General features: G+C 67.8%; 18 protein-coding genes and 1 pseudogene. 5 read left to right on the top strand and 14 right to left on the bottom strand.

Annotated features, from left to right (window positions below):
* Positions 1–8: 8 nt before the first annotated feature.
* The 12 genes and pseudogenes from nuoK to VZC37_RS17540 form a co-directional block, all read right to left on the bottom strand.
* The gene (gene nuoK / locus VZC37_RS17600; RefSeq protein WP_330434090.1) at positions 9–308 is read right to left on the bottom strand and encodes an NADH-quinone oxidoreductase subunit NuoK; all 300 of its coding nucleotides are present in this window, start codon (positions 306–308) and stop codon (positions 9–11) included.
* Positions 305–1,126, bottom strand: coding sequence for an NADH-quinone oxidoreductase subunit J (locus VZC37_RS17595; RefSeq protein WP_330434089.1), 822 nt, complete (start codon positions 1,124–1,126; stop codon positions 305–307). Before VZC37_RS17595 ends, nuoK begins: the two co-directional genes overlap by 4 nt.
* Positions 1,123–1,659, bottom strand: coding sequence for an NADH-quinone oxidoreductase subunit NuoI (gene nuoI / locus VZC37_RS17590; protein WP_330434087.1), 537 nt, complete (start codon positions 1,657–1,659; stop codon positions 1,123–1,125). Before nuoI ends, VZC37_RS17595 begins: the two co-directional genes overlap by 4 nt.
* Complete coding sequence (gene nuoH / locus VZC37_RS17585) at positions 1,652–3,049, bottom strand: NADH-quinone oxidoreductase subunit NuoH (RefSeq protein ID WP_330434085.1); 1,398 nt, start codon at positions 3,047–3,049, stop codon at positions 1,652–1,654. The genes nuoI and nuoH overlap by 8 nt, the downstream gene beginning before the upstream one ends.
* Positions 3,046–5,454, bottom strand: a complete 2,409-nt coding sequence (locus VZC37_RS17580; RefSeq protein ID WP_330434083.1) for an NADH-quinone oxidoreductase subunit G — start codon at positions 5,452–5,454, stop codon at positions 3,046–3,048. The genes nuoH and VZC37_RS17580 overlap by 4 nt, the downstream gene beginning before the upstream one ends.
* Positions 5,451–7,504 (bottom strand): annotated as a pseudogene (nuoF, locus tag VZC37_RS17575) (NADH-quinone oxidoreductase subunit NuoF). Before nuoF ends, VZC37_RS17580 begins: the two are co-directional and overlap by 4 nt.
* Entirely contained in the window at positions 7,501–8,838 is a 1,338-nt protein-coding gene (nuoD, locus tag VZC37_RS17565) for an NADH dehydrogenase (quinone) subunit D (protein ID WP_330434079.1), read from the bottom strand. The pseudogene nuoF and the gene nuoD overlap by 4 nt, the downstream one beginning before the upstream one ends.
* Complete coding sequence (locus tag VZC37_RS17560; protein WP_431309441.1) at positions 8,838–9,533, bottom strand: NADH-quinone oxidoreductase subunit C; 696 nt, start codon at positions 9,531–9,533, stop codon at positions 8,838–8,840. Before VZC37_RS17560 ends, nuoD begins: the two co-directional genes overlap by 1 nt.
* A 49-nt stretch (positions 9,534–9,582) precedes the next feature.
* A complete protein-coding gene (locus VZC37_RS17555) occupies positions 9,583–10,137 on the bottom strand; it encodes a NuoB/complex I 20 kDa subunit family protein (protein WP_330434075.1) in 555 nt (184 codons plus the stop codon).
* A gap of 70 nt (positions 10,138–10,207) precedes the next feature.
* Positions 10,208–10,633 carry an NADH-quinone oxidoreductase subunit A gene (locus tag VZC37_RS17550; protein ID WP_330434073.1) on the bottom strand — a complete coding sequence of 142 codons (426 nt, stop codon included), beginning with the start codon at positions 10,631–10,633 and terminating at the stop codon, positions 10,208–10,210.
* Between the two features lie 85 nt (positions 10,634–10,718).
* Entirely contained in the window at positions 10,719–11,105 is a 387-nt protein-coding gene (locus VZC37_RS17545) for a hypothetical protein (RefSeq protein WP_330434443.1), read from the bottom strand.
* A 365-nt stretch (positions 11,106–11,470) separates the two neighbouring features.
* Positions 11,471–12,550, bottom strand: coding sequence for a D-alanine--D-alanine ligase family protein (locus VZC37_RS17540; protein WP_330434071.1), 1,080 nt, complete (start codon positions 12,548–12,550; stop codon positions 11,471–11,473).
* 85 nt (positions 12,551–12,635) lie between these two features.
* Between VZC37_RS17540 and VZC37_RS17535 the strand changes: the two genes are divergently transcribed.
* On the top strand, positions 12,636–13,964 hold the full coding sequence (locus VZC37_RS17535; protein WP_330434068.1) for a UDP-N-acetylmuramoyl-tripeptide--D-alanyl-D-alanine ligase: 1,329 nt from the start codon (positions 12,636–12,638) through the stop codon (positions 13,962–13,964).
* A gap of 228 nt (positions 13,965–14,192) precedes the next feature.
* Here VZC37_RS17535 and VZC37_RS17530 read toward each other — a convergent pair whose 3' ends face one another.
* Entirely contained in the window at positions 14,193–14,966 is a 774-nt protein-coding gene (locus VZC37_RS17530) for a MerR family transcriptional regulator (protein ID WP_330434067.1), read from the bottom strand.
* 44 nt (positions 14,967–15,010) lie between these two features.
* Complete coding sequence (locus VZC37_RS17525) at positions 15,011–15,454, bottom strand: hypothetical protein (protein WP_330434065.1); 444 nt, start codon at positions 15,452–15,454, stop codon at positions 15,011–15,013.
* 121 nt (positions 15,455–15,575) lie between these two features.
* On the opposite strand from VZC37_RS17525, the gene tgt reads away from it, so the two are divergent.
* The 4 genes from tgt to VZC37_RS17505 all read left to right on the top strand — a co-directional run bounded on the left by tgt (position 15,576) and on the right by VZC37_RS17505 (position 20,372).
* Positions 15,576–16,835, top strand: coding sequence for a tRNA guanosine(34) transglycosylase Tgt (gene tgt, locus VZC37_RS17520; RefSeq protein WP_330434063.1), 1,260 nt, complete (start codon positions 15,576–15,578; stop codon positions 16,833–16,835).
* A gap of 257 nt (positions 16,836–17,092) precedes the next feature.
* On the top strand, positions 17,093–17,782 hold the full coding sequence (locus VZC37_RS17515) for a GAF and ANTAR domain-containing protein (protein WP_330434060.1): 690 nt from the start codon (positions 17,093–17,095) through the stop codon (positions 17,780–17,782).
* Positions 17,783–17,988: 206 nt separating this feature from the next.
* The gene (locus VZC37_RS17510) at positions 17,989–19,371 is read left to right on the top strand and encodes a hemolysin family protein (protein ID WP_330434058.1); all 1,383 of its coding nucleotides are present in this window, start codon (positions 17,989–17,991) and stop codon (positions 19,369–19,371) included.
* The gene (locus tag VZC37_RS17505; protein ID WP_330434056.1) at positions 19,368–20,372 is read left to right on the top strand and encodes a hemolysin family protein; all 1,005 of its coding nucleotides are present in this window, start codon (positions 19,368–19,370) and stop codon (positions 20,370–20,372) included. The genes VZC37_RS17510 and VZC37_RS17505 overlap by 4 nt, the downstream gene beginning before the upstream one ends.
* Positions 20,373–20,383 lie beyond the last annotated feature (11 nt).

Below are 20,383 nucleotides of genomic sequence, written 5' to 3'. Positions count from 1 at the left end.
GGTGCCTCCTACCGCTTCAGCAGATCCGCGCCGTCGACCGAGGCCGACCGACGAGCCCGGAAGATGGTCATGATGATCGCCAGGCCGACGACGACTTCGGCTGCCGCCACGACCATGACGAAGAACGCGATGACCTGACCGTCGAACGATCCGTGCATCCGCGCGAACGTGACGAACGCCAGGTTCGTCGCGTTCAGCATCAACTCGATGCACATGAACACGACGATGGCGTTGCGCCGCAACAGCACCCCGGCGGCACCGATGGTGAACAGCAGCGCCGCGAGGTAGAGGTAGTTCTCCGGGTTCATGTGCCGCCTCCCGGCCGACCCTCGCCGAGTTGTCGGCGGATGCTGTCGGGTTCAGAGGTCGGCGGGGTCACCGAAGGCCGCGGCCGCAGCGTCGCGTTGACGGAGAGTTCCGACGGCGTCCCGTCCGGTAGCAACGCCGGTACGTCGACGGCGTTGTGGCGTGCGTAGACACCGGGGCTCGGCAGTGGCGTCATGTCGACGCCGTGGAGGAACCGTTCGGTCGACAGTTCGCGCTGACTACGCCGTGGTCCGAACCGCTCCCGGTGCGCCAGCACCATCGCGCCGAGTGTGGCGGCGATGAGCAGGGCACCGGTCAGTTCGAACGCCCACAGGTACTGCACGAAGATCAGCTCCGCGAGTGCTTCCACATTGCCGTCACCGGCGGTGGCCGGGGCGCCGGGCGCGCCTGCCACCGGAGCGCCGACGAACACCGCCAGCGATGCGGAGCCGATGCCGGCGATCAGCAGTATTCCGAACCCGAGACCGATCAGCACAGCCGCGACCCGTTGCCCCCGTAGCGTTTCCACCAGCGAGTCCGACGAGTCGACCCCGATCAGCATCAGCACGAACAGGAACAACATCATCACCGCGCCGGTGTAGACCACCACCTGCACCACGCCGAGGAACAGCGCACCCTGCGCGACGTAGAAGATCGCGAGGATGATCATCGTGGTCGCCAGGAAGATCGCCGAGTACACCGCCTTGGTGGCGAACACGACCCCGAGCGCGCCGAGCACCGCGACCACACCGAGAACCCAGAACTGCACGGCCTCGCCAGTGCTGGTCGCCGGGAGCGAAGCGAGCACTGTAGTGGTCACGAATCGTCCCTTCCGACGACGCGGCCGTCCTTCGACACCTCACCTTGGTAGTAGCTCTCCTCGGTGGAACCGGGAGCCATGTCGTGCGGTGGCGGCGTGACGCCCGGTTCGAGCGGGGCGAGTAGGCGGTCCTTCTCGTAGATGAGATCGGCTCGGTTGTCGTCGGCCATCTCGTAGTCGTTGGTCATGGTCAACGCCCGTGTGGGACAGGCCTCGATGCACAGTCCGCACCCGATGCATCGCAGGTAGTTGATCTGGTAGACGCGGCCGTACCGTTCGCCCGGCGAGTACCGTTCGTCCTCGGTGTTGTCGGCGCCCTCGACGTAGATGGCGTCGGCCGGGCACGCCCACGCGCACAGTTCGCAGCCGATACACTTCTCCAGCCCATCCGGGTGCCGATTGAGTTGGTGGCGGCCGTGATAGCGCGGCGCGGTCGGGGTCTTCTCCTCCGGGTACTGCTCGGTGATGGTGGGCGAGAACATCGACGAGAACGTGACGCCGAACCCGCTTATCGGCTTGATGAAGTCAGGCATCGGTCGTCTCCTTCGTAGGATCGGGTGGTGGCACGGCACGCCGCGGTAATACCTGGCCGGGTAGCGGCGGCACCGGGAAGCCGCCGGCCATGGGGTCGAAGGGTTCCGGCTCCCCGTCCGATTCACCATCCGCTGGTCGATCTCGATACGCCGACTCGCTTCGCTCGCCGGCTACTCGATCCGGCGGAGTAGTGGCGACGGAGGAGCCGCGTATCGAGACCCGGTGACCCGACGTCTTCTCGACCGGCAACCGTACGAGCCGCCACACGGCGTACAGCAGTAGCGCGGTCACCACGATCCCGGCCGCCGCCAGCACAAGTGATCGGGCCAGGTCGTTGTCCTCGGAGCCGCCGATGGCGACGCGGATGACGGCCACCACCATCACCCAGGTCAGCGAGATCGGGATGAGGACCTTCCAGCCGAGGTTCATGAACTGGTCGTAGCGCAGGCGGGGAAGGCTGGTGCGCAGCCAGATGAAGACGAACAGGAAGATCCACACCTTGAGCGTGAACCAGAGGATCGGCCACCAGCCGGAGTTGGCCCAGTCGAAGAAGCTGAGCGGCCACGGGGCCTGCCACCCGCCGAGGAACAGGGTGGTGGCCAGCGCGGACACGGTGACCATGTTGATGTACTCGGCGAGCATGAACATGGCGAACTTCAGTGAGCTGTACTCGGTGTGGAAGCCGCCGACCAGTTCGCCCTCCGCCTCGGGCAGGTCGAAGGGCGCCCGGTTGGTCTCGCCGACCATCGAGATCGCGTAGATCACGAACGACGGCAGCAACAGCAGCACATACCAGTGATGCTCCTGTGCCGCCACGATTCCCGACGTCGACATGGTCGCGGCGTCGAGGAACACCGCCGCGAACGTCAGTCCCATCGCGATCTCGTAGGAGATCACCTGCGCGGTGGAACGGAGACCACCGAGCAGCGGATAGGTGGAACCCGACGACCAACCGGCGAGGACGATGCCGTACACACCGACCGAGGTGATGGCGAGCACGTAGAGCACGCCCACGGGTAGATCGGTGAGCTGTAACGGCGTCTGCTGGCCGAACACCGACACCATCGGACCGAACGGGATCACCGCGAAGGCCATCACCGCCGGCACCACGGCGATGATCGGTGCGAGAAGGTAGATCGGCTTGTCGACGCCGCTCGGGACGATGCCCTCCTTGAGGGCCAGTTTCACCCCGTCGGCCAGGCTCTGCAGGAGTCCGCGCGGACCAACCCGGTTGGGTCCGATTCGGGTCTGCATGCGCGCCATGATCTTTCGTTCGATCAGGATCGCGGCGAGCGGGTTGGCAACCAGGAACGCAAACACGGCCAGCGCCTTGAGCACGATGAGCCACCACGGGTCGTGGCCGAAGTCGGCAAGGTCGGGGAAGTTCATCGAGCCTCCCCGGCCGTCGCGATGGCGACGACATCACCTGCGTGGGCGCGCAACTCGGTGGAGACCGAGCAGCCCGGTGAGTTCATCGGCACCCAGACCACCCCGTCGACCATGTCGGTGAGCTGGAGCGGCAGGACGATCGCGCCCCGCTCGGTGCCGACCTCGACCGGCGTCCCGTCGGACGCGCCGATCCCGGCGGCGGTGGCCGCGGACATCCGGGCCACCGCGGGGCGGGCGGTACCGGCGAGATCGGGTTCGTTGTCCTGCAGGCGGCCGTCGTCGAGCAGCAACCGCCAGGTGGCGAGGACCGCACGTCGGGTCTCAGGGTTGCCGTGATGCGCGGGCGGGGCCGTCACGGCGGGCGTCGGTGGTCGCAATCCGCGCCACGGCCCGATGCGTTCGAGGTCGGCACGGATGGTCGCGGTGTCGGCACACCGCAGGTCGATGCCCATCTGGCTGGCCAACGCGTCGAGCACCCGGTGGTCGGGCAGGGTTCCCGCCTCGGGGAGGGCTGTCGTGAACGGCCGCGCCCGTCCTTCCCAGTCGAGGAACATGCCGGACTTCTCCGCGGCCGCGGCGACCGGCAGCACCACGTCGGCGCGATCGGTCACCGCGCTGCGACGGATCTCGAGGCTGACGACGAATCCTGCATCGGCGAGAGCGGATTCGGCGGCTCGCGGGTCCGGGAGATCGGCGAGCTCAACGCCTCCGACGAGCAGCGCCGAGATCTCCTGGCGTGCCGCTGCATCCAGTATCCCGGTGGTGTCGCGGCCGGGCACACTGGGCAGGTCGGCGACCTGCCACGCGAGTGCCATCTCCGTCCGGGCGGTCAGATCGGCCACCGGGCGTCCGCCGGGTAGCAGGTTCGGTGCCGCACCGACTTCCAGGGCGCCGCGTTCCCCGGCGCGGCGCGGTATCCACGCCAGTCGTGCCCCGGTCCGTTCGGCCAGTCGGGCGGCGGCGCTGAATCCGCCGGGAACCCCGGCGAGCCTCTCGCCGACGATGATCACCGAACCGTCGGCGGTCACGGCGTCGGCAGCCGCGTCGGAATCCAGCACGGCTGCTTCGTCTCCCGGCACCGCGGCGAGGAGCTGACCGTTCAGTTTGCCGAGTCCGCGGCTGCGGAGCGCGGCGATCGACGTCACCCGCTGGCCGGAGGTCCGGACCGCGCGACGCATGCGCAGGAAGACGATCGGCGACTCTTCTTCCGGCTCGAACGCCACCAGCAGCACCGCAGGCGCACCGGTCAGGTCGTGGTAGGTGACGTCGTCGGGCCGGGCCGCGACATGCGCGGCGAGGAAGTCGGCTTCTTCGGCGCTGTGGCCGCGGGCGCGGAAGTCGATGTCGTTGGTATCCAGGGCCACCCGGGCAAACCGTGCGTACGCGTAGGCGTCCTCCGCGGTCAGGCGCCCGCCGGTGAGGACGCCGGCCCGGCCGCGTGCGGACGACAACCCCTCGGCCGCATGCCGCAGCGCGTGAGCCCAGGACACCTCCCGCAGCGTTCCGTCGGCCGACCGGATCGTCGGAGCGGCGATGCGGTCGGCGGCGGTGGCGTAGGCGAACGCGAACCGGCCCTTGTCGCAGTTCCACTCCTGGTTGACGTCCGGATCGTCACCGGCGAGACGGCGCAACACCTTTCCGCGCCGATGATCGGTGCGCTGGGCGCATCCGCTCGCGCAGTGCTCACACACACTCGGCGTCGACACGAGGTCGAAGGGCCGCGCCCGGAAACGGTAGGCGGTACTGGTCAGCGCTCCCACCGGACAGATCTGCACGGTGTTGCCGGAGAAGTACGACTCGAACGGCTCGTCCTGATAGATCGCGACCTGCTGCAACGCGCCGCGGTCTGCGAAGTCGATCAGCGGATCGCCGGCGACCTGCGACGAGAACCGGGTACACCGCGCGCACAGCACGCACCGTTCCCGATCGAGCAGCACTTCCGAGGACAGCGGGATGGGTTTGGTGAACGTGCGTTTCACGCCGGTGAAGCGCGAATCGCCGCGGCCCGACGACATCGCCTGGTTCTGCAGTGGACATTCCCCACCCTTGTCGCACACCGGGCAGTCGAGCGGATGGTTGATCAGCAGCAGCTCCATCACACCCCGCTGCGCCTTCTCGGCCACATCCGAGGTGCGTTGGGTGTGCACCACCATCCCGTCGGTCACCACCGTGGTGCACGAGGCGAGCGGCTTACGTTGGCCCTCCACCTCCACCAGGCATTGCCGGCAGGCCCCCACGGGGTCGAGCAGCGGATGGTCGCAGAACCGGGGGATCTGGGTGCCGATCATCTCCGCGGCCCGGATGACCAGGGTCCCTTTGGGAACGGCGATCTCGGTGCCGTCGATGGTCACCGACACCAGATCCGGGCGTCGGTCCGTGGTGGCGGGGTCGTCGACCGCGGTCATCGGTCACCTCCGGAGTCGGTGTCAGAAAACAGGGTCGAGGCGTGCGGATCGAACGGGCAGCCGCCGTCGAAGTGGGCGAGGTACTCGTCGCGGAAGTACTTCAGCGACGACACGATCGGACTGCCCGCACCGTCCCCGAGTGCGCAGAAAGACTTACCGACGATGCTGTTGGTGACGTCGGTGATGATGTCGAGATCGGCTTCGGTTCCCTGCCCCGCCTCGACCCGCGCCAGCAGTTGCACCAACCAATAGGTGCCCTCGCGGCACGGCGTGCATTTGCCGCAGGACTCGTGAGCGTAGAACTCGGTCCACCGCAGGACCGCCCGCACCACACAGGTGGTCTCGTCGAAGATCTGTAATGCCTTGGTGCCCAGCATCGAACCGGCGTCTCCGACGCCTTCGTAGTCGAGTGGAGCGTCGAGGTGATCGCCGGTGAGGATGGGTGTGGACGAGCCGCCCGGGGTCCAGAACTTGAGTCGGTGGCCGGCCCGCACACCGCCCGCGCGGTCGAGCAGTTCCCGCAGGGTGACGCCCAGCGGTGCCTCGTACTGGCCCGGCCGGGCGACGTGCCCCGACAGCGAATACAGCGTGAAGCCCGGCGACTTCTCGGTTCCCATGGACCGGAACCAGTCCACGCCGTTGCGGATGATCGGCGGCACGCTGGCGATGGACTCGACGTTGTTGACGACGGTCGGGCTGGCGTACAGGCCGGCGACCGCGGGGAAGGGCGGGCGGAGCCGGGGCTGGCCGCGCCTTCCCTCCAACGAGTCGAGCAGCGCCGTTTCCTCGCCGCAGATGTAGGCGCCCGCACCGGCGTGCACGACCAGTTCCAGATCGAAACCCGAACCGAGGATGTCGTAGCCGAGATAGCCTGCGGTGTAGGCCTCCTCGACTGCTGTGCGGAGTCGGCGCAACACCGAGGCCACCTCTCCGCGGACGTAGATGAACGCGTGCGCGGCGCGGATCGCGTACGCGGCGATGATCGCCCCCTCGATCAGCGAGTGCGGCGACGCGAACATCAGCGGGATGTCCTTGCAGGTGCCGGGTTCCGATTCGTCAGCGTTGACCACGAGGTAATGCGGCCGCGGGTCGGGTGCATCGGGATCGGCCGGATCGGTCTGCGGGATGAACGACCACTTGACGCCCACCGGGAATCCCGCGCCGCCCCGCCCGCGCAGACCCGACGCCTTGACCATCTCGATGATGTCGTCGGGGGACTGTTGTAATGCGTTGCGCAGCGCCGCGTATCCGTTGTGCGTCTCGTAGCTGTGCAGCGTCCACGACTCGGGCTCGCCCCAGTGGCGGCTCAGCACGGGTGGCTCGGCCGGCTCCGCACCTTTGACGACGGCGGTCACGAGTCCTCACCGTCCTCGGGCAGTCCGGCGAGCAGGCGCGCCGTCTGACGGAACGAGCACACACCGCCGGTGCCCCGGGTCGGTGTGACATGGACGCCGGCACGGAGATCCTCGACGAGTTCGATGGTTCCCGCCGGGGTCTGGTTGTCGAAGAACTCCCAGTTGACCATCACCACCGGCGCGAAGTCGCAGGCGGCGTTGCACTCGACGTGCTCGAGGGTGATCCGCCCGTCCGCGGTCGTGTCGCCCGGCGCGATACCCAGGTGCTCACGCAGGGCCGCCAGGATCTCGTCGCCGCCCATCACCGCGCACAGCGTGTTGGTGCACACCCCGACCAGGTACTCACCGGTCGGCGTCCGGCGATACATCGAGTAGAAGGTGGCGACCGCCGCCACCTCGGCGGCGGTGATATCCAGTTGTGCCGCACAGAAATCCACACCTGCGCGGGTGATCTGTCCGTCTTCGGCCTGGACGAGGTGCAGCAATGGCAGCAGTGCCGACCGCGGCTGCGGATAGCGGTCGAGGATGCCGGCGGCATCGGCGGCCAGACGCGCCGCAACGTCGTCGGCGTAGCTGTCGGGTCCGTCGAACCGGACCGTCGGATGCGGCTGCGGCGCCACCACCGGAAGCCCCTCGGCGGGTGGCGCGCCACCGGTCGAGGGTGTGGTCAGGTCGACGAACACGGGGTCACTCATCGGTCCACCCCTCCCATCACCGGATCGATACTGGCGACCGCGGTGATCACGTCGGCCACCATGCCGCCTTCGCACATCGCCGCCACCGCTTGCAGATTCGTGAACGACGGGTCGCGGTAGTGCACCCGGTAGGGGCGCGTGCCGCCGTCGGAGACCATGTGCACGCCGAGCTCGCCGCGCGGCGACTCGACCGCCACATAACACTGTCCGGCGGGCACGCGCATACCCTCGGTGACCAATTTGAAGTGGTGGATGAGCGCCTCCATCGAGGTGCCCATGATCTTCGCGATGTGTTCGGGTGAATTGCCCAGTCCGTCGGGGCCCAGAGCGAGGTCGGCCGGCCAGGCTATCTTGCGGTCGGCGACCATCACCGGGCCCGGCTCCAGCCGGTCCAGGCATTGGTGGGCGATGCGTACCGATTCCTGCATCTCCTTGACCCGGATCAGGTATCGGCCGTAGGAATCGCAGGTGGTGTCGGTGATGACGTCGAACTCGTAGTTCTCGTAGCCGCAGTAGGGTTCGGACTTGCGCAGGTCGTGCGGCAGCCCGGTGGAACGCAGCACCGGCCCGGTGATCCCCAGCGCCATGCAACCGGTGAGGTCGAGGTAACCGACGCCCTGGGTGCGGGCCTTCCAGATGTAGTTCTCGTTGAGGAGATCCTCGAGCTCACCGAGCCGTTTCGGCAGCACATCGAGCAGGTCGGAGACCTTGTCGACGGCGTCGTCGGGCAGATCCTGGGACACCCCGCCAGGCCGGATGTAGGCGTGGTTCATCCTCAGGCCGGTGATGTACTCGAAGATGTCGAGGATCATCTCCCGCTCCCGGAAGCCCAGGAACATCGCCGTGACCGCGCCGAGTTCCATTCCGCCGGTGGCCAATGCGACGAGGTGTGAGGAGATCCGGTTCAGCTCCATCAGCAGCACCCGGATCACGCTGGCCCGCTCGGGGACGTCGTCGGTGATCCCGAGTAGGCGTTCGACGCCGAGGCAATACGCCGTCTCGTTGAAGAACGGCGACAGGTAGTCCATGCGTGTCACGAAGGTCACGCCCTGCATCCAGGTGCGGTACTCGAGGTTCTTCTCGATTCCGGTGTGCAGGTATCCGATTCCGCATCGCGCCTCGGTGACCGTCTCACCTTCGATCTCCAGGATCAGCCGCAGGACGCCGTGTGTGGAGGGATGTTGTGGCCCCATGTTGACGACGATGCGCTCGTCGCCCGGTTGGGCGGCCGCACGTTCGCGCACGGCGGTGACGATGTCGTCCCAGTCCTGCCCGGACACGGTGTAGGTCTGGGTCGGGTGCACGTCGTTGGGGTCGCTGTCGGTGGTCGTCATCAGTTGTAGGACCTCCGCTGGTCGGGCGGCGCTATGCGGGTTCCCTTGTACTCCACCGGGACTCCGCCGAGAGGGTAGTCCTTGCGCTGCGGGTGGCCCTGCCAGTCGTCGGGCATCTCGATGCGGGTCAGGGACCGATGGCCGTCGAAGATGATGCCGAAGAAGTCGTAGGTCTCCCGTTCGTGCCAGTCGTTGGTGGGGTAGATGTCGGTCAGGGACGGGATGTGGGGATCTGTGTCGGGGGCGGCCACTTCGAGGCGCACCCGACGATTGTGGGTGATCGATGCCAGCGGGTACACGGCGTGCAGTTCGCGGCCGCGATCGTCGGGGTAGTGAACGCCGTTGACGCCCAGGCACAGTTCGAATCGCAGCGAGTCCCGATTACGGAGGGTGAGCGCCACCGGCCGGAGATGTTCGCGACGGACGTGCACGGTCATCTCGTCCCGGAAGATCACCACCTTCTCCACCGCGTCGTCGTAGGAGACGTTGTGCGGCTGGGGGATCTCGGTGAGGCCCGCGGCGAGTTCGTCGGCGATCTCGTCGAAGTAGCCGCCGAACGGGCGACTCGAGCTGCCGGGTAGTGTGACCGCTTGGACGAGGCCGCCGTATCCCGAGGTGTCACCGCTGCCGTGCACACCGAACAACCCTTTGCGCACACCGATCTGTTCGGGTCCGGTCTGCTCCGCGCGGCTCATGTCGCCCGCGGTCTTGGGAACCTCCGGGCCCGTCATCGCAGCAAGCCCTTCATCGCAGCAGACCCTTCATCTCGATGGTCGGACGGGCCTGCAGCGCAGCCTGTTCGGCCGCCCAGATCGCCTGCTCCCGGTTGACACCCAACGGCATCTCCTGGATCTGTTCGTGCAGCTTGAGGATGGCGTGCAACAACATCTCCGGCCTCGGCGGACAGCCCGGCAGGTAGATGTCGACCGGGACCACGTGGTCGACACCCTGCACGATCGCGTAGTTGTTGAACATCCCGCCCGAGGATGCGCAAACCCCCATCGCCAGTACCCATTTGGGCTCGGTCATCTGGTCGTAGATCTGACGGAGCACCGGCGCCATCTTCTGGCTGACGCGGCCGGCGACGATCATCAGGTCCGCCTGCCGAGGGGAGGCGCGGAACGCCTCCATGCCGAAGCGGGCCAGGTCGTAGCGGCCGGAGGTGGTCGCCATCATCTCGATGGCGCAGCACGCCAATCCGAACGTGGCCGGCCACAACGAGCCCTTCCGCATGAACCCGGCCAGGTCCTCGACCGTGCTCAGCAGGAATCCGCTGGGCAGTTTCTCCTCGAGTCCCATCCGCGAACCTCCTTGCGTGTAGCGGCGGTCCCGGCACGTGCCCGTCGTCGGGCACACGCCGGGGCCCAGATCATTCCCAGCTGAGCCCTCCGCGCCGCCATTCGTAGGCGTAGGCCACCGAGACATTGACGATGAACAGGGTCATTGCGGCGAGACCGAACCAGCCGAGGAGGTCGAAGGCGACCGCCCACGGATAGAGGAAGACGATCTCGATGTCGAAGATGATGAACAGCATCGCGGTGAGGTAGTACTTCACCGGGATGCGCTGCACCGCGCGTTCGGTGATGCGCGACGCGGTGAGGACTCCGCCCCCCGCCTCGCCGCCGGCAGTTGCCAGGGAGTGGGATTCGGTCAGCGGTTCGATGCCGCACTCGTAGGGCTCGAGTTTGGCGCGGTTGTACCGTTTCGGGCCGACCAGCATCGCCACCCCGACCGAAAAGACCGCGAACGCCACAGCAATTGCCCCGAGAACCATGATCGGGACGTAGGCGTTCATATCGTGACGGCCTCCCCACAGTAGGAGTCACATGTGATCTGTGACACAAGACTACTAGTGGGCGAGCGGCCCTTGTCGAGGTTTTCTACAGTTCCGTGTTTCGCAGCAGGTCGACCAGCGTGGTGGACAACGCGATCGGGTCGATCGGCAGTGTCGCGGTCGCGTCGGCGAGGGACCAGTCGGCGAGCCAGCGGTCATCGGCGCGGCCGAGGAGCACGAGGGTCGGCGGGCACGGGTCGATCTCGTCCTTCATCTGCTTCGCCAGCCCCATCCCGCCGGCGGGGGCGGCCTCACCGTCGAGGATCGCCACGTCGATCGCTCCGGCGTCGAGCTGTGCGAAGACCATCGGGGCGGTGGCGACCTCGACGAAGCTGAGTTCGGGAAGCGCCGGGTCGGGGGTGCGGCCCAGGGCCCCGATGACCGCCGCGCGGGTGTCCGAATGATCGGAATACACCAGGACGCGCAGCACCACGACCGGCTCCCCGTCCCGACGGCGCAGCGAGGGCGTCGCGTCGCGGTCGGGGTCTGTCACGTCGAGCACATTACCGTCCCGGCTTCGTGGTCCGTGCCCGAAACCCCGGCCGATCCGGCTTTCGCGTCGACTGGGGGCTTCTGGGGTTTCGATACGCGTCGGGCTCGCAGGCTCGCACGTCGCTACTCAACCGGCGGATGGCGACGACCCCCCGTGACCTCAACCGGCGGATGGCGACGACCCTCCGTGACCTCAACCGGCCCCCCGTGGATCGAGTAGCGGCGAACGGAGTGAGTCGCGTATCGAGATCAGCGCGACCCTCCGTGGATCGAGTAGCGGCGAACGGAGTGAGTCGCGTATCGAGATCAGTGCTCGGTCGAGAACCCGGTCCGTCGACGATGGCCGTCCAGCGCCAGCGCGACCAGCTGATCGATGAGATCCGGATAGCTGATCCCCGTCGCCTCCCACAGTTTGGGATACATCGACGCCGGGGTGAAGCCGGGGATCGTGTTGATCTCGTTCAGCAACCAGCCGCGCCCGTCGGCTTCGTAGAAGAAGTCGACGCGGGCCATACCGGCGCAACGCAGGGCGGTGAACGCCCGGGCGGCCAGCTCACGCACGTCGCGCGTCGCGTCCTCGGGGAGATCGGCCGGGATCACCAGCTGCGCGGCACCGGTGACGTACTTGTCCTCGTAGTCGTAGAACTCGCTGCCCGGAAGGATCTCGCCCGGCACCGACGACTCGGGGGCGGTGTTGCCGAGTACTGCCACCTCGACCTCGCGGGCTGTGACGGCTTCCTCGATGATCACGATGTCGTCGTAGCGCAGGGCGACGTCGATGGCCTTGTCGACCTCGGAGGCATCGTGGGCCTTGGTGATCCCGACCGACGAGCCGAGGTTGGCGGGCTTCACGAACACCGGCAGCCCGAGCTCGTCGACGACGCGCGACACGATCTCGTTCGGGTCGTCGATGCCGTCGCGGAATTGGACCCACCGGCACTGTGGGATGCCCGACTGCTCGGCGACGATCTTCGCCATCGCCTTGTCCATGCACACCGCCGACGACAACACACCCGCACCCACGTAGGGGACCTTGAACAGCTCGAGCATTCCCTGGATGGTGCCGTCCTCGCCGTGCGGACCGTGCAGCAGCGGGAGGACGACGGTGACCGCCTGGGAGCCGCCGTCGCCGCGGATCGCGGTCAGCGGTTCCACTTCGGTGCCGGCCGGTTCCAGTTTGTCGGGCAGCTCGCCGCCCTCGACGATCGTGGCGATGGCCTTGTCGTTGCGGAGCCAGACGCCGGACTTGGTGATGCCGACGGGGACGAGGTCGTACTTGCTGCGGTCGGCCGCGGCCAGCACGTGGGCGGCGGTGACACACGAGACGTCGTGTTCGGCGGACACACCGCCGTAGAGGACGACCAGACGCAGCAGGGGTGAAGCCATGGCTGACACGATACGGCCACGGCTCCGGCGCAGCCGCACATGCGCGCCCGGCGTCGGGAATCGCGCCCCTTGTAGCGTTGGGCGTGTGCAGTTCAAGGCGAGTCAGGTCGCGGTAGCCGTCTCCGGGCGGCTGGTCGGCGACGACGTGGACATCGACGGTGCCGGCATCGACTCACGCACTGTTGCGGCGGGCCAGTTGTTCGTCCCCATTGTCGCGGCCCGGGACGGTCACGAGTTCGTGTCGTCGGCGCAGGCGTCCGGCGCCACTGCGTACCTGTCCTCGGAGGGCTCGGTGCCGGGTGCATCGATCCCGGCGATCACCGTCACCGACACCGCCGCCGCTCTCGCCGATCTCGGCGGCGCGGCCCGCGACCGCCTGCCCGACCGTGTGGTCGGGGTGACCGGGTCCGTGGGCAAGACGTCCACCAAGGATCTGCTCGCCGGTGCTCTCGCCACGACCTTCCGCACCACCGCCAGCGAGAAGTCGTTCAACAACGAACTCGGTCTGCCGCTGACGCTGGTCAACGCTCCCGACGACACCGAGGCGGTCGTCGTCGAGATGGGTGCCCGCGGTGTCGGCCACATCGACCTGCTGTGTTCCATCGCCCGCCCCACCGTCGGGATCGTCACCCGTGTCGAAGGTGTGCACCTCGAGTTGTTCGGCGACATCGAGTCGGTGGCCCGCGCCAAGGGTGAGCTGGTGGAGTCCCTGCCGGTGGACGGTCTGGCCGTGCTCAACGCCGACGACGAGCGTGTGGCGGCGATGGCCGAGCGCACCGATGCCGGTGTGCTCACGTTCGGGCTGACGTCGTCGGCCGACGTGTCGGCGTCGGGCGTCGTCGTCGACGACGAGCTGCGCGCGTCGTTCCGGCTGCACACCCCGTGGGGCGATGCCGACATCGCGTTGGGCGCGCGCGGCGAGCATCAGGTTCCCAACGCTCTCGCCGCGGTCGCGGCGGCCGGATGGCTCGGCGTGCCCGTGGAACGGATGGCGCAGGGGCTGATCGTCGCCGCGCTGTCCGGCCTGCGCATGGAGTTGGCGACGTCGGCGGCGGGGGTCGTCGTCCTCAACGACGCCTACAACGCCAACCCGACGTCGATGGCCGCGGCCTTGCGGTCGTTGGCCGCGCTCGACGCCGGTCGCCGGGTCGCAGTCCTCGGGACGATGGGCGAACTCGGTGCGGGGTCGGCTGCCGCGCACGCCTCGATCGCGGAGCAGGCCCGCGACCTCGGGATCGAGGTGATCGCCGTGGACGCACCCGATTACGGCGAATCCGCGCGACACGTACCCGACGTCGACGCCGCGGTGGCAGACCTCGCCGACCTGCGCTCCGGTGATGCCGTACTCGTCAAGGCCAGCCGCGTCGCCGCGCTCGAGCGGGTGGCGGCGGCGTTGCTGTCCCCTGGTCCCTGAGGAGCTCGCGAGCTTGCGCGTCCCCCCTGGTCCCTGAGGAGCCCGCGAGCTTGTGCGTCCCCCCTGGTCCCTGAGGAGCCCGCGAGCTTGCGAGCGTGCGTCACGAAGGGCCCCTTCGTGACGCAGGCTCCTTCGTCGCATGCTCCTCAGGGGTCGGGGGTGACGCAGGCTCCTCAGGGGTCGGGGTGATGCCCGCTCTTCAGGAGTCGCGTGGGTTCAACCCCGAGATCACCTGCGCTGCTCGGCATTCGCGACGATGACGTCGTGCAGATACTGCGCCAGGCCCTCGGCTCGCTCGTCGTAGTGCGCGGTGAACCTGGGGTCCGCGACGTACATCTCGGCGAGGTTCACCTGCATCTCGTGGCCGCAGTCGTAGAACCGGTTGATCGACGCCCGATGCTCCTCGGCGAGTGCATTGGCCTCCGGTGAACCCGCCGCCACGCCGGCGCGCAAGGCATCGGCGAGACGCGCCTCCAGCGCATCGGTGTCGGCCTTGACCTCCCGCCAGTCGTCTTTCGAGAACCGGGCGGTGCGTTCCTGGCTCTGCCGCCAGGCGTCGGTGTCGCCCCACCGATCCTCGGCCTCGGCGGCGTACTCCTCGCCGAGCCAGTCCTGGCCGAAGATCTCGGCCTGCTCCTCGGCGGTGAGCTGGATGCCCTTCTTCTTCGCGTTCATCATGTCCTCCACAGCGGCGACCATCCGGTGCAAGCGATCGATCCGATCGGTCAGCAACTCACGCTGATCGCGTAGATGCGCCCAGGCATCCACGGACGGGTCGTCGAGCAGGGTCGCGATCTGCTCCAGCGAGAACCCGAGTTCACGGTAGGTCAGCACCTGATGCAGGCGTTCGACATCGCCCGCGTCGTAGACCCGATAGCCGGTGGGCGTGCGCTCCGACGGCACCACCAGACCGACGTGGTCGTAATGGTGCAGCGTGCGGACGCTCACCCCGACGAGGCGGGCGACGTCGCCGACCGTGTACCCGTGTTCCGTTTCGCTCACATCGGCCACTGTGGTGCCTCACGTTGCGTCAGGGTCAAGGGGAGTCAGGGCGCGAAGTCGATCTCGTCATCGTCGTCGTCGGTCGCGTCGTTGTTGTCGCGTTCGCACTGTGCCAGCACCCCGTCGTCATCGGACGGGCCGCAGTCCCAGCCGTCGACCATCTGGTCCTGGCCGGTCGCGATCAGCGGTCCGTATTGCGCCGCCACCGCCATCGCTTCGTCGCAGGTGACGTTGCCGTCGGTGACCAGCACCCGCAGCGCGCCGTCGGGCCCGGAGGTGGTGCCACACTCCCGGTCGTCGGGTTCCATGGCGGGGGCCTGCGTGTTCTGGCGGGGACTCGGGCCCGCGACCACGGGTGCCGACGGATTCTCGGTGACCGTCGTGGTGGTGGTCTCCACCGCCTGCTCCTCGCTTCCGCACGCGGCGGCGAGAGTGAACAGGGCAACGGCGGGGACTCCGATGGCCAGACGTTTGATGAGCTGCGACATGGCTTCACCGTATCGAACATCGGTCAGCGGGCCGTTGTGTCGAGTTCTGGGCGTCGAGCTCCGGGGCGTCGAGTTCCCGACCTGGTTTTGTGTGGCCCCGGCGAACTGCGAGAATTCGCCGGTGAGTTCTGCCGCCCTACCCCCCGACCACGCGTTCACCGTCGGGACCACGCTCCCCGGGACGCTGGGCCGCACCGGGGTCATCGACACCCCGCACGGCCGCATCCACACCCCGGCCTTCGTCCCCGTCGGCACCAAGGCGACGGTCAAGACGGTGCTGCCCGAGTCGGTCCGCGACCTCGGCGCGCAGGCTGTCCTCGCCAACGCCTACCACCTGTACCTGCAGCCGGGCCCGGAGATCATCGACGAGGCCGGCGGACTCGGCGCCTTCATGAACTGGTCCGGACCCACCTACACCGACAGCGGCGGTTTCCAGGTGATGTCGCTGGGCGCAGGGTTCAAGAAGGTGATCTCGATGGATGTCACCGGTGAGCAGAACGACGAGATCACCGCGGAAGGCCGCGAACGGCTCTCCCTCGTCGACGACGACGGCGTCACCTTCAAGTCGCATCTGGACGGCTCGGCGCATCGCTTCACCCCCGAGGTGTCGATGCAGATCCAGCATCAACTCGGCGCCGACATCATCTTCGCGTTCGACGAGCTGACGACGTTGATGAACACCCGTGGCTACCAGGAGAATTCGCTGGAACGGACACGTCTGTGGGCGATCCGGTGCCTCGCCGAGCACAACCGGCTGTCGCGCGAACGTGTGCATCGCCCGCAGCAGTCGCTGTGGGGTGTCATCCAGGGGGCACAGTACGAGGACCTGCGACGCAAAGCGGCCCGCGACCTCGTCACGATGAGCAAGATGGACCAGGCCGACGGCGGACGCGGCTTCGGTGGGTACGGCATCGGCGGCGCCCTCACCAAGGACGACCTCGGCACCATCGTCGGGTGGGTCAACCAGGAACTGCCGGAGGACTCCGCCAAACACCTGCTCGGCATCAGCGAACCCGACGACATCTTCACCGCCATCGAGAACGGTGCCGACACGTTTGACTGCGTGTCGCCGACGAGGGTGGCCCGCAACGGTGCGATCTATTCGCTCGACGGCCGCTACAACGTCACCAATGCGCGCTACCGCAGGGATTTCCGGCCGCTCGACCCCGAGATCGACAACTATTCCGCCCAGTACAGCCGGGCCTATCTCCACCATCTCTTCAAGGCGAAGGAAGGCCTGGCCGCCACTCTGGCGACGCTGCACAACGTCTCGTTCATCGTCACGATGGTGGACCGGGCGCGGCAGGCGATCGAGGACGGCCGCTACGCCGAGTATCGCGACGAGTTCCTGGCGCGCTATTACGCCGGGACCCCGCGCTGAGCTCGTCGTGACCGGAGGATTCTGACCCCGCCGTGTTTCGGTCGCTCGCGGTGCGGGTAGACGCTCACGAAGCCCGGGCGGGTGCCGCGGAGTTCGCCGAGGGCCAGGTCCCCGGAGTTCGGACGTTGTAGCTCCGGGGACCGCTTCTGTGGGGACACGGCCCCGCGCCTGCCGTCGCCGACTACGGTGGATTGGGGTTCACCAGCGGTGAGTGCGGCCGTTCGGGTGGGGCCGCTCGACAGAGGAGACCACGAGAAATGAGTGTTCACCAGGCGATCGCCGACCTTGCGCGGTCGATGCATGCGATCCCGGAGAGCGACCGGACGGCAGCGGATTCGGTGTTCGAGGCGGTCACATTCGGTGCCGTCGAACATGTTCCGGGAACCGACCACGCCGGCGTGCTCGTCGTCGACGCCAAAGCCCGTGAGTACGAGACGATCGCACCCACCGACGACATCATGATCCATCTCGATCTGCTGCAGAAGGAGACCGAGCAGGGGCCGTGTGTCGAGGCGGCCTGGGAGCACCACATGGTGCGCGTGGACGACATCGCCACGGATCCGCGGTGGCCGGAGCTGTCGGCGCGCACCCTCGCCGAGACGCCGGCGCGGTCGAGCATGTCCTTCCATCTGTTCTCCCATCAGGGCACGATCGGTGCGCTGAACCTGTTCTCGGATCAGGTCAATGCCTTCGACGGTGACGCCGAAGAAGTCGGCCTCGTCTACGCGACCCATGCGTCCCTCGCGCTGTTCCGGGCACGTCAGCAGGGTGATTTCCGCAGCGCGCTGGCCAGCCGGGACCTGATCGGGCAGGCGAAGGGCATGATCATGGAGCGTTTCAAGATCGACGCCGTCCAGGCTTTCGAGCTGTTGCGGCGGCTGTCGCAGGACACCAACACCCCGCTGATCGACGTGGCGCGGCAGGTGATCGACGCCGAGGCGGAGTGAGTCCCACGCGTGCGTCCCTGGGTCAGTTCGGCCCGGGAACACACCGGCCTCCGCTTTCGTTGCTGATTCGGGAAAGTACTCTTTCCACCATTCCTGAAGTCCAGCGAGAAAGACCCGATGAGACGCGCCCAGCGCCCCCGACCGAAACGCAAGAAACCTCGAAGACCCGGCGCTCAGCCTGACGCGCCATCCGTGGCGGTGACCACGTGCTGACCCTCCTGGGAATAGTCGCCGGCATCCTGGTCGTCTTCCTCATCACCGCGCTGACCGGCTACTTCGTCGCGCAGGAGTTCGGCTTCATGGCCGTGGACCGGTCCGCGCTCAAGGCGCGCGCCGAAGCGGGTGATGCCGCCGCGGAGCGTGCGCTGTCGGTCACCCGCCGCACCTCGTTCATGTTGTCGGGTGCCCAGCTCGGCATCACCGTCACCGGCCTGCTCGTCGGCTACGTCGCCGAACCGCTCATCGGTAGCGGGGTGGGTGAGCTGCTCGGCGACGTCGGCATCCCGGTCGCCCTGGGGGTGACCATCGGCACCGTCATCGCCATCCTGTTCTCCACCGTGGTCCAGATGGTGTTCGGTGAGCTCTTCCCCAAGAACCTGGCTATCGCGCGTCCCGAACCGGTGGCGCGCTGGCTGGCGCGATCGACGACCATCTACCTGGCCGTGTTCGGCTGGCTGATCAGCCTTTTCGACACCGCATCGAACCTGCTGCTCAAAGCACTCCGGATCGAACCCGTGCACGACGTCGAGCATTCGGCCACTCCGCGCGACCTCGAGCACATCGTCGCCGAGTCCCGCGACGCCGGCGAACTCCCCGCCGACCTGTCGGCGCTGCTCGACCGGGTTCTCGATTTCCCGACGCGTACCGCGGGTCACGCGATGATCCCGCGGACCCGCGTGGACACCGTGCGTGTCGATGATCCGGCCGGCTCGGTTCTCGAGGCGATGAGCAGCGGACACACCCGCTATCCGGTCGTCGACGAGCGTGCCGATGTCGCGGGTGTGGTGCACCTGCACGAACTGCTGACGTGGTCGGAGGGGCCGGATGATTCGGCGACCGCCGGCGACCTCGCGCGGCAGGCGGTCATCGTGCCCATCTCACTGCCGCTGCCCGAGGTGCTCGCCCAGATCGACGACGCGTCCGACGAGATGGCGGTCGTGATCGACGAGTACGGCGGTTTCGCCGGTGTGGTGACGGTCGAGGACATCGCCGAGGAACTCGTCGGCGAGATCGACGACGAGCACGACACCGATGTCGCGACCCCGGTCGCGCGCCTCGACGACGGCTGGCGGGTGCGTGGTGACGCGCACCTCGACGAGGTGTCCCGCGTGATCGGGCGAGACCTGCCCGAAGGTGACCACGAAACCGTCGCCGGCCTGGTGATGGCCGAGTTCGGTGGGCTGCCGGAGGTCGGTGACTCCGTCGAGGTGGAACTGGCCGACGACCCGGCGCTGCTGGACGAGGACGACGTGGTCGCGGCCCGGGCGACGATCAGGGTGCTGTCGGTGGCCCGGCACGTGCCGTCGTCGGTGTTGTTGACCATCCCCGCCGACGCCCATGCCGATACCGACGAAGGGAGTGCGCGATGAGCAACCCGTGGATCGTGGCCCTCGTGACCGTCGGATTGATCGCGGCGAGCGCCTTTTTCGTGGCGGTCGAGTTCGCGCTGATCGCCGCCCGCCGTCACCGGCTCGAGGACGCTGCCGTCAACAGTCGTTCCGCACGTGCGGCGTTGCGCAGCGCGTCGGAGCTCTCGGTGCTGCTTGCCGGGTCGCAGCTGGGTATCACCGTGTGCACGCTTGCACTCGGTGCGGTCACCAAACCGGCTGTGCATCACTGGCTCACGCCGGTGTTCGCCGGCTGGGGCATGCCGACCTGGACCGCTGACATCGCCGGTTTCGTCCTCGCGCTCATCATCGTGACGTTCCTGCATCTGGTCGTCGGGGAGATGGCGCCGAAGTCATGGGCGATCGCTCACCCGGAGCGGTCGGCGACGTTGCTGGCCATCCCGATGCGGGCGTTCATGTGGGTGACCCGTCCGCTCATCACTCGGCTGAACGCGCTGGCGAACTGGTGTCTGCACCGGGTCGGCGTGCAGCCGGTCGACGAGGTCGGGGCCGGGCAGGACGCCGATGCGCTGCGCCATCTGGTCGAGCATTCGGCCACGGTCGGCACACTGGACGAGCGGTATCACGCGCATCTGACCGGGGCGCTGGAGTTGCAGCGACTCACCGTCGCCGATGTGCTGTCCGACGATCTGGTGAGTTCCGTCGACCGCGACGCGACCGCCGAGGAGGTCCGCGAGAAGTCGATGGCGACCGGTCACCGGCGACTGCTGGTGCGGGACAACACCACTGGCATCTATACCGGTGTGGTGCACGTGCGGGACAGCCTGTCGGCGGCTGCCGGGATGTCGGCGGCCGACCTGATGCGGCCGGTGCCGACCTTCGCGGCGGACGAACCGGTCTACAAGGCGCTGGCGGTCATGCGGGAAACCCGCAGACATGTCGCGGTCGTCGTCGACGGCGACCGGGTGGCCGGTGTGCTGACCCTGCACGACGTCCTCGATCGGCTCCTTGCCACGGCCTGACCGGCGTGTCT

Source organism: Gordonia sesuvii (assembly GCF_036350415.1).
GTDB lineage: Bacteria > Actinomycetota > Actinomycetes > Mycobacteriales > Mycobacteriaceae > Gordonia > Gordonia sesuvii.
This window is presented reverse-complemented; position numbering and strand designations above follow the sequence as displayed.

Coding starts and splice junctions, on each gene's coding strand:
- nuoK (WP_330434090.1), bottom strand. CDS start 308: ATGAACCCGGAGAACTACCTCTACCTCGCGGCGCTGCTGTTCACCATC.
- nuoI (WP_330434087.1), bottom strand. CDS start 1,659: ATGCCTGACTTCATCAAGCCGATAAGCGGGTTCGGCGTCACGTTCTCG.
- nuoH (WP_330434085.1), bottom strand. CDS start 3,049: ATGAACTTCCCCGACCTTGCCGACTTCGGCCACGACCCGTGGTGGCTC.
- VZC37_RS17580 (WP_330434083.1), bottom strand. CDS start 5,454: ATGACCGCGGTCGACGACCCCGCCACCACGGACCGACGCCCGGATCTG.
- nuoD (WP_330434079.1), bottom strand. CDS start 8,838: ATGACGACCACCGACAGCGACCCCAACGACGTGCACCCGACCCAGACC.
- VZC37_RS17560 (WP_431309441.1), bottom strand. CDS start 9,533: ATGAGCCGCGCGGAGCAGACCGGACCCGAACAGATCGGTGTGCGCAAA.
- VZC37_RS17555 (WP_330434075.1), bottom strand. CDS start 10,137: ATGGGACTCGAGGAGAAACTGCCCAGCGGATTCCTGCTGAGCACGGTC.
- VZC37_RS17550 (WP_330434073.1), bottom strand. CDS start 10,633: ATGAACGCCTACGTCCCGATCATGGTTCTCGGGGCAATTGCTGTGGCG.
- VZC37_RS17540 (WP_330434071.1), bottom strand. CDS start 12,550: ATGGCTTCACCCCTGCTGCGTCTGGTCGTCCTCTACGGCGGTGTGTCC.
- VZC37_RS17525 (WP_330434065.1), bottom strand. CDS start 15,454: ATGTCGCAGCTCATCAAACGTCTGGCCATCGGAGTCCCCGCCGTTGCC.
- VZC37_RS17515 (WP_330434060.1), top strand. CDS start 17,093: ATGAGTGTTCACCAGGCGATCGCCGACCTTGCGCGGTCGATGCATGCG.
- VZC37_RS17505 (WP_330434056.1), top strand. CDS start 19,368: ATGAGCAACCCGTGGATCGTGGCCCTCGTGACCGTCGGATTGATCGCG.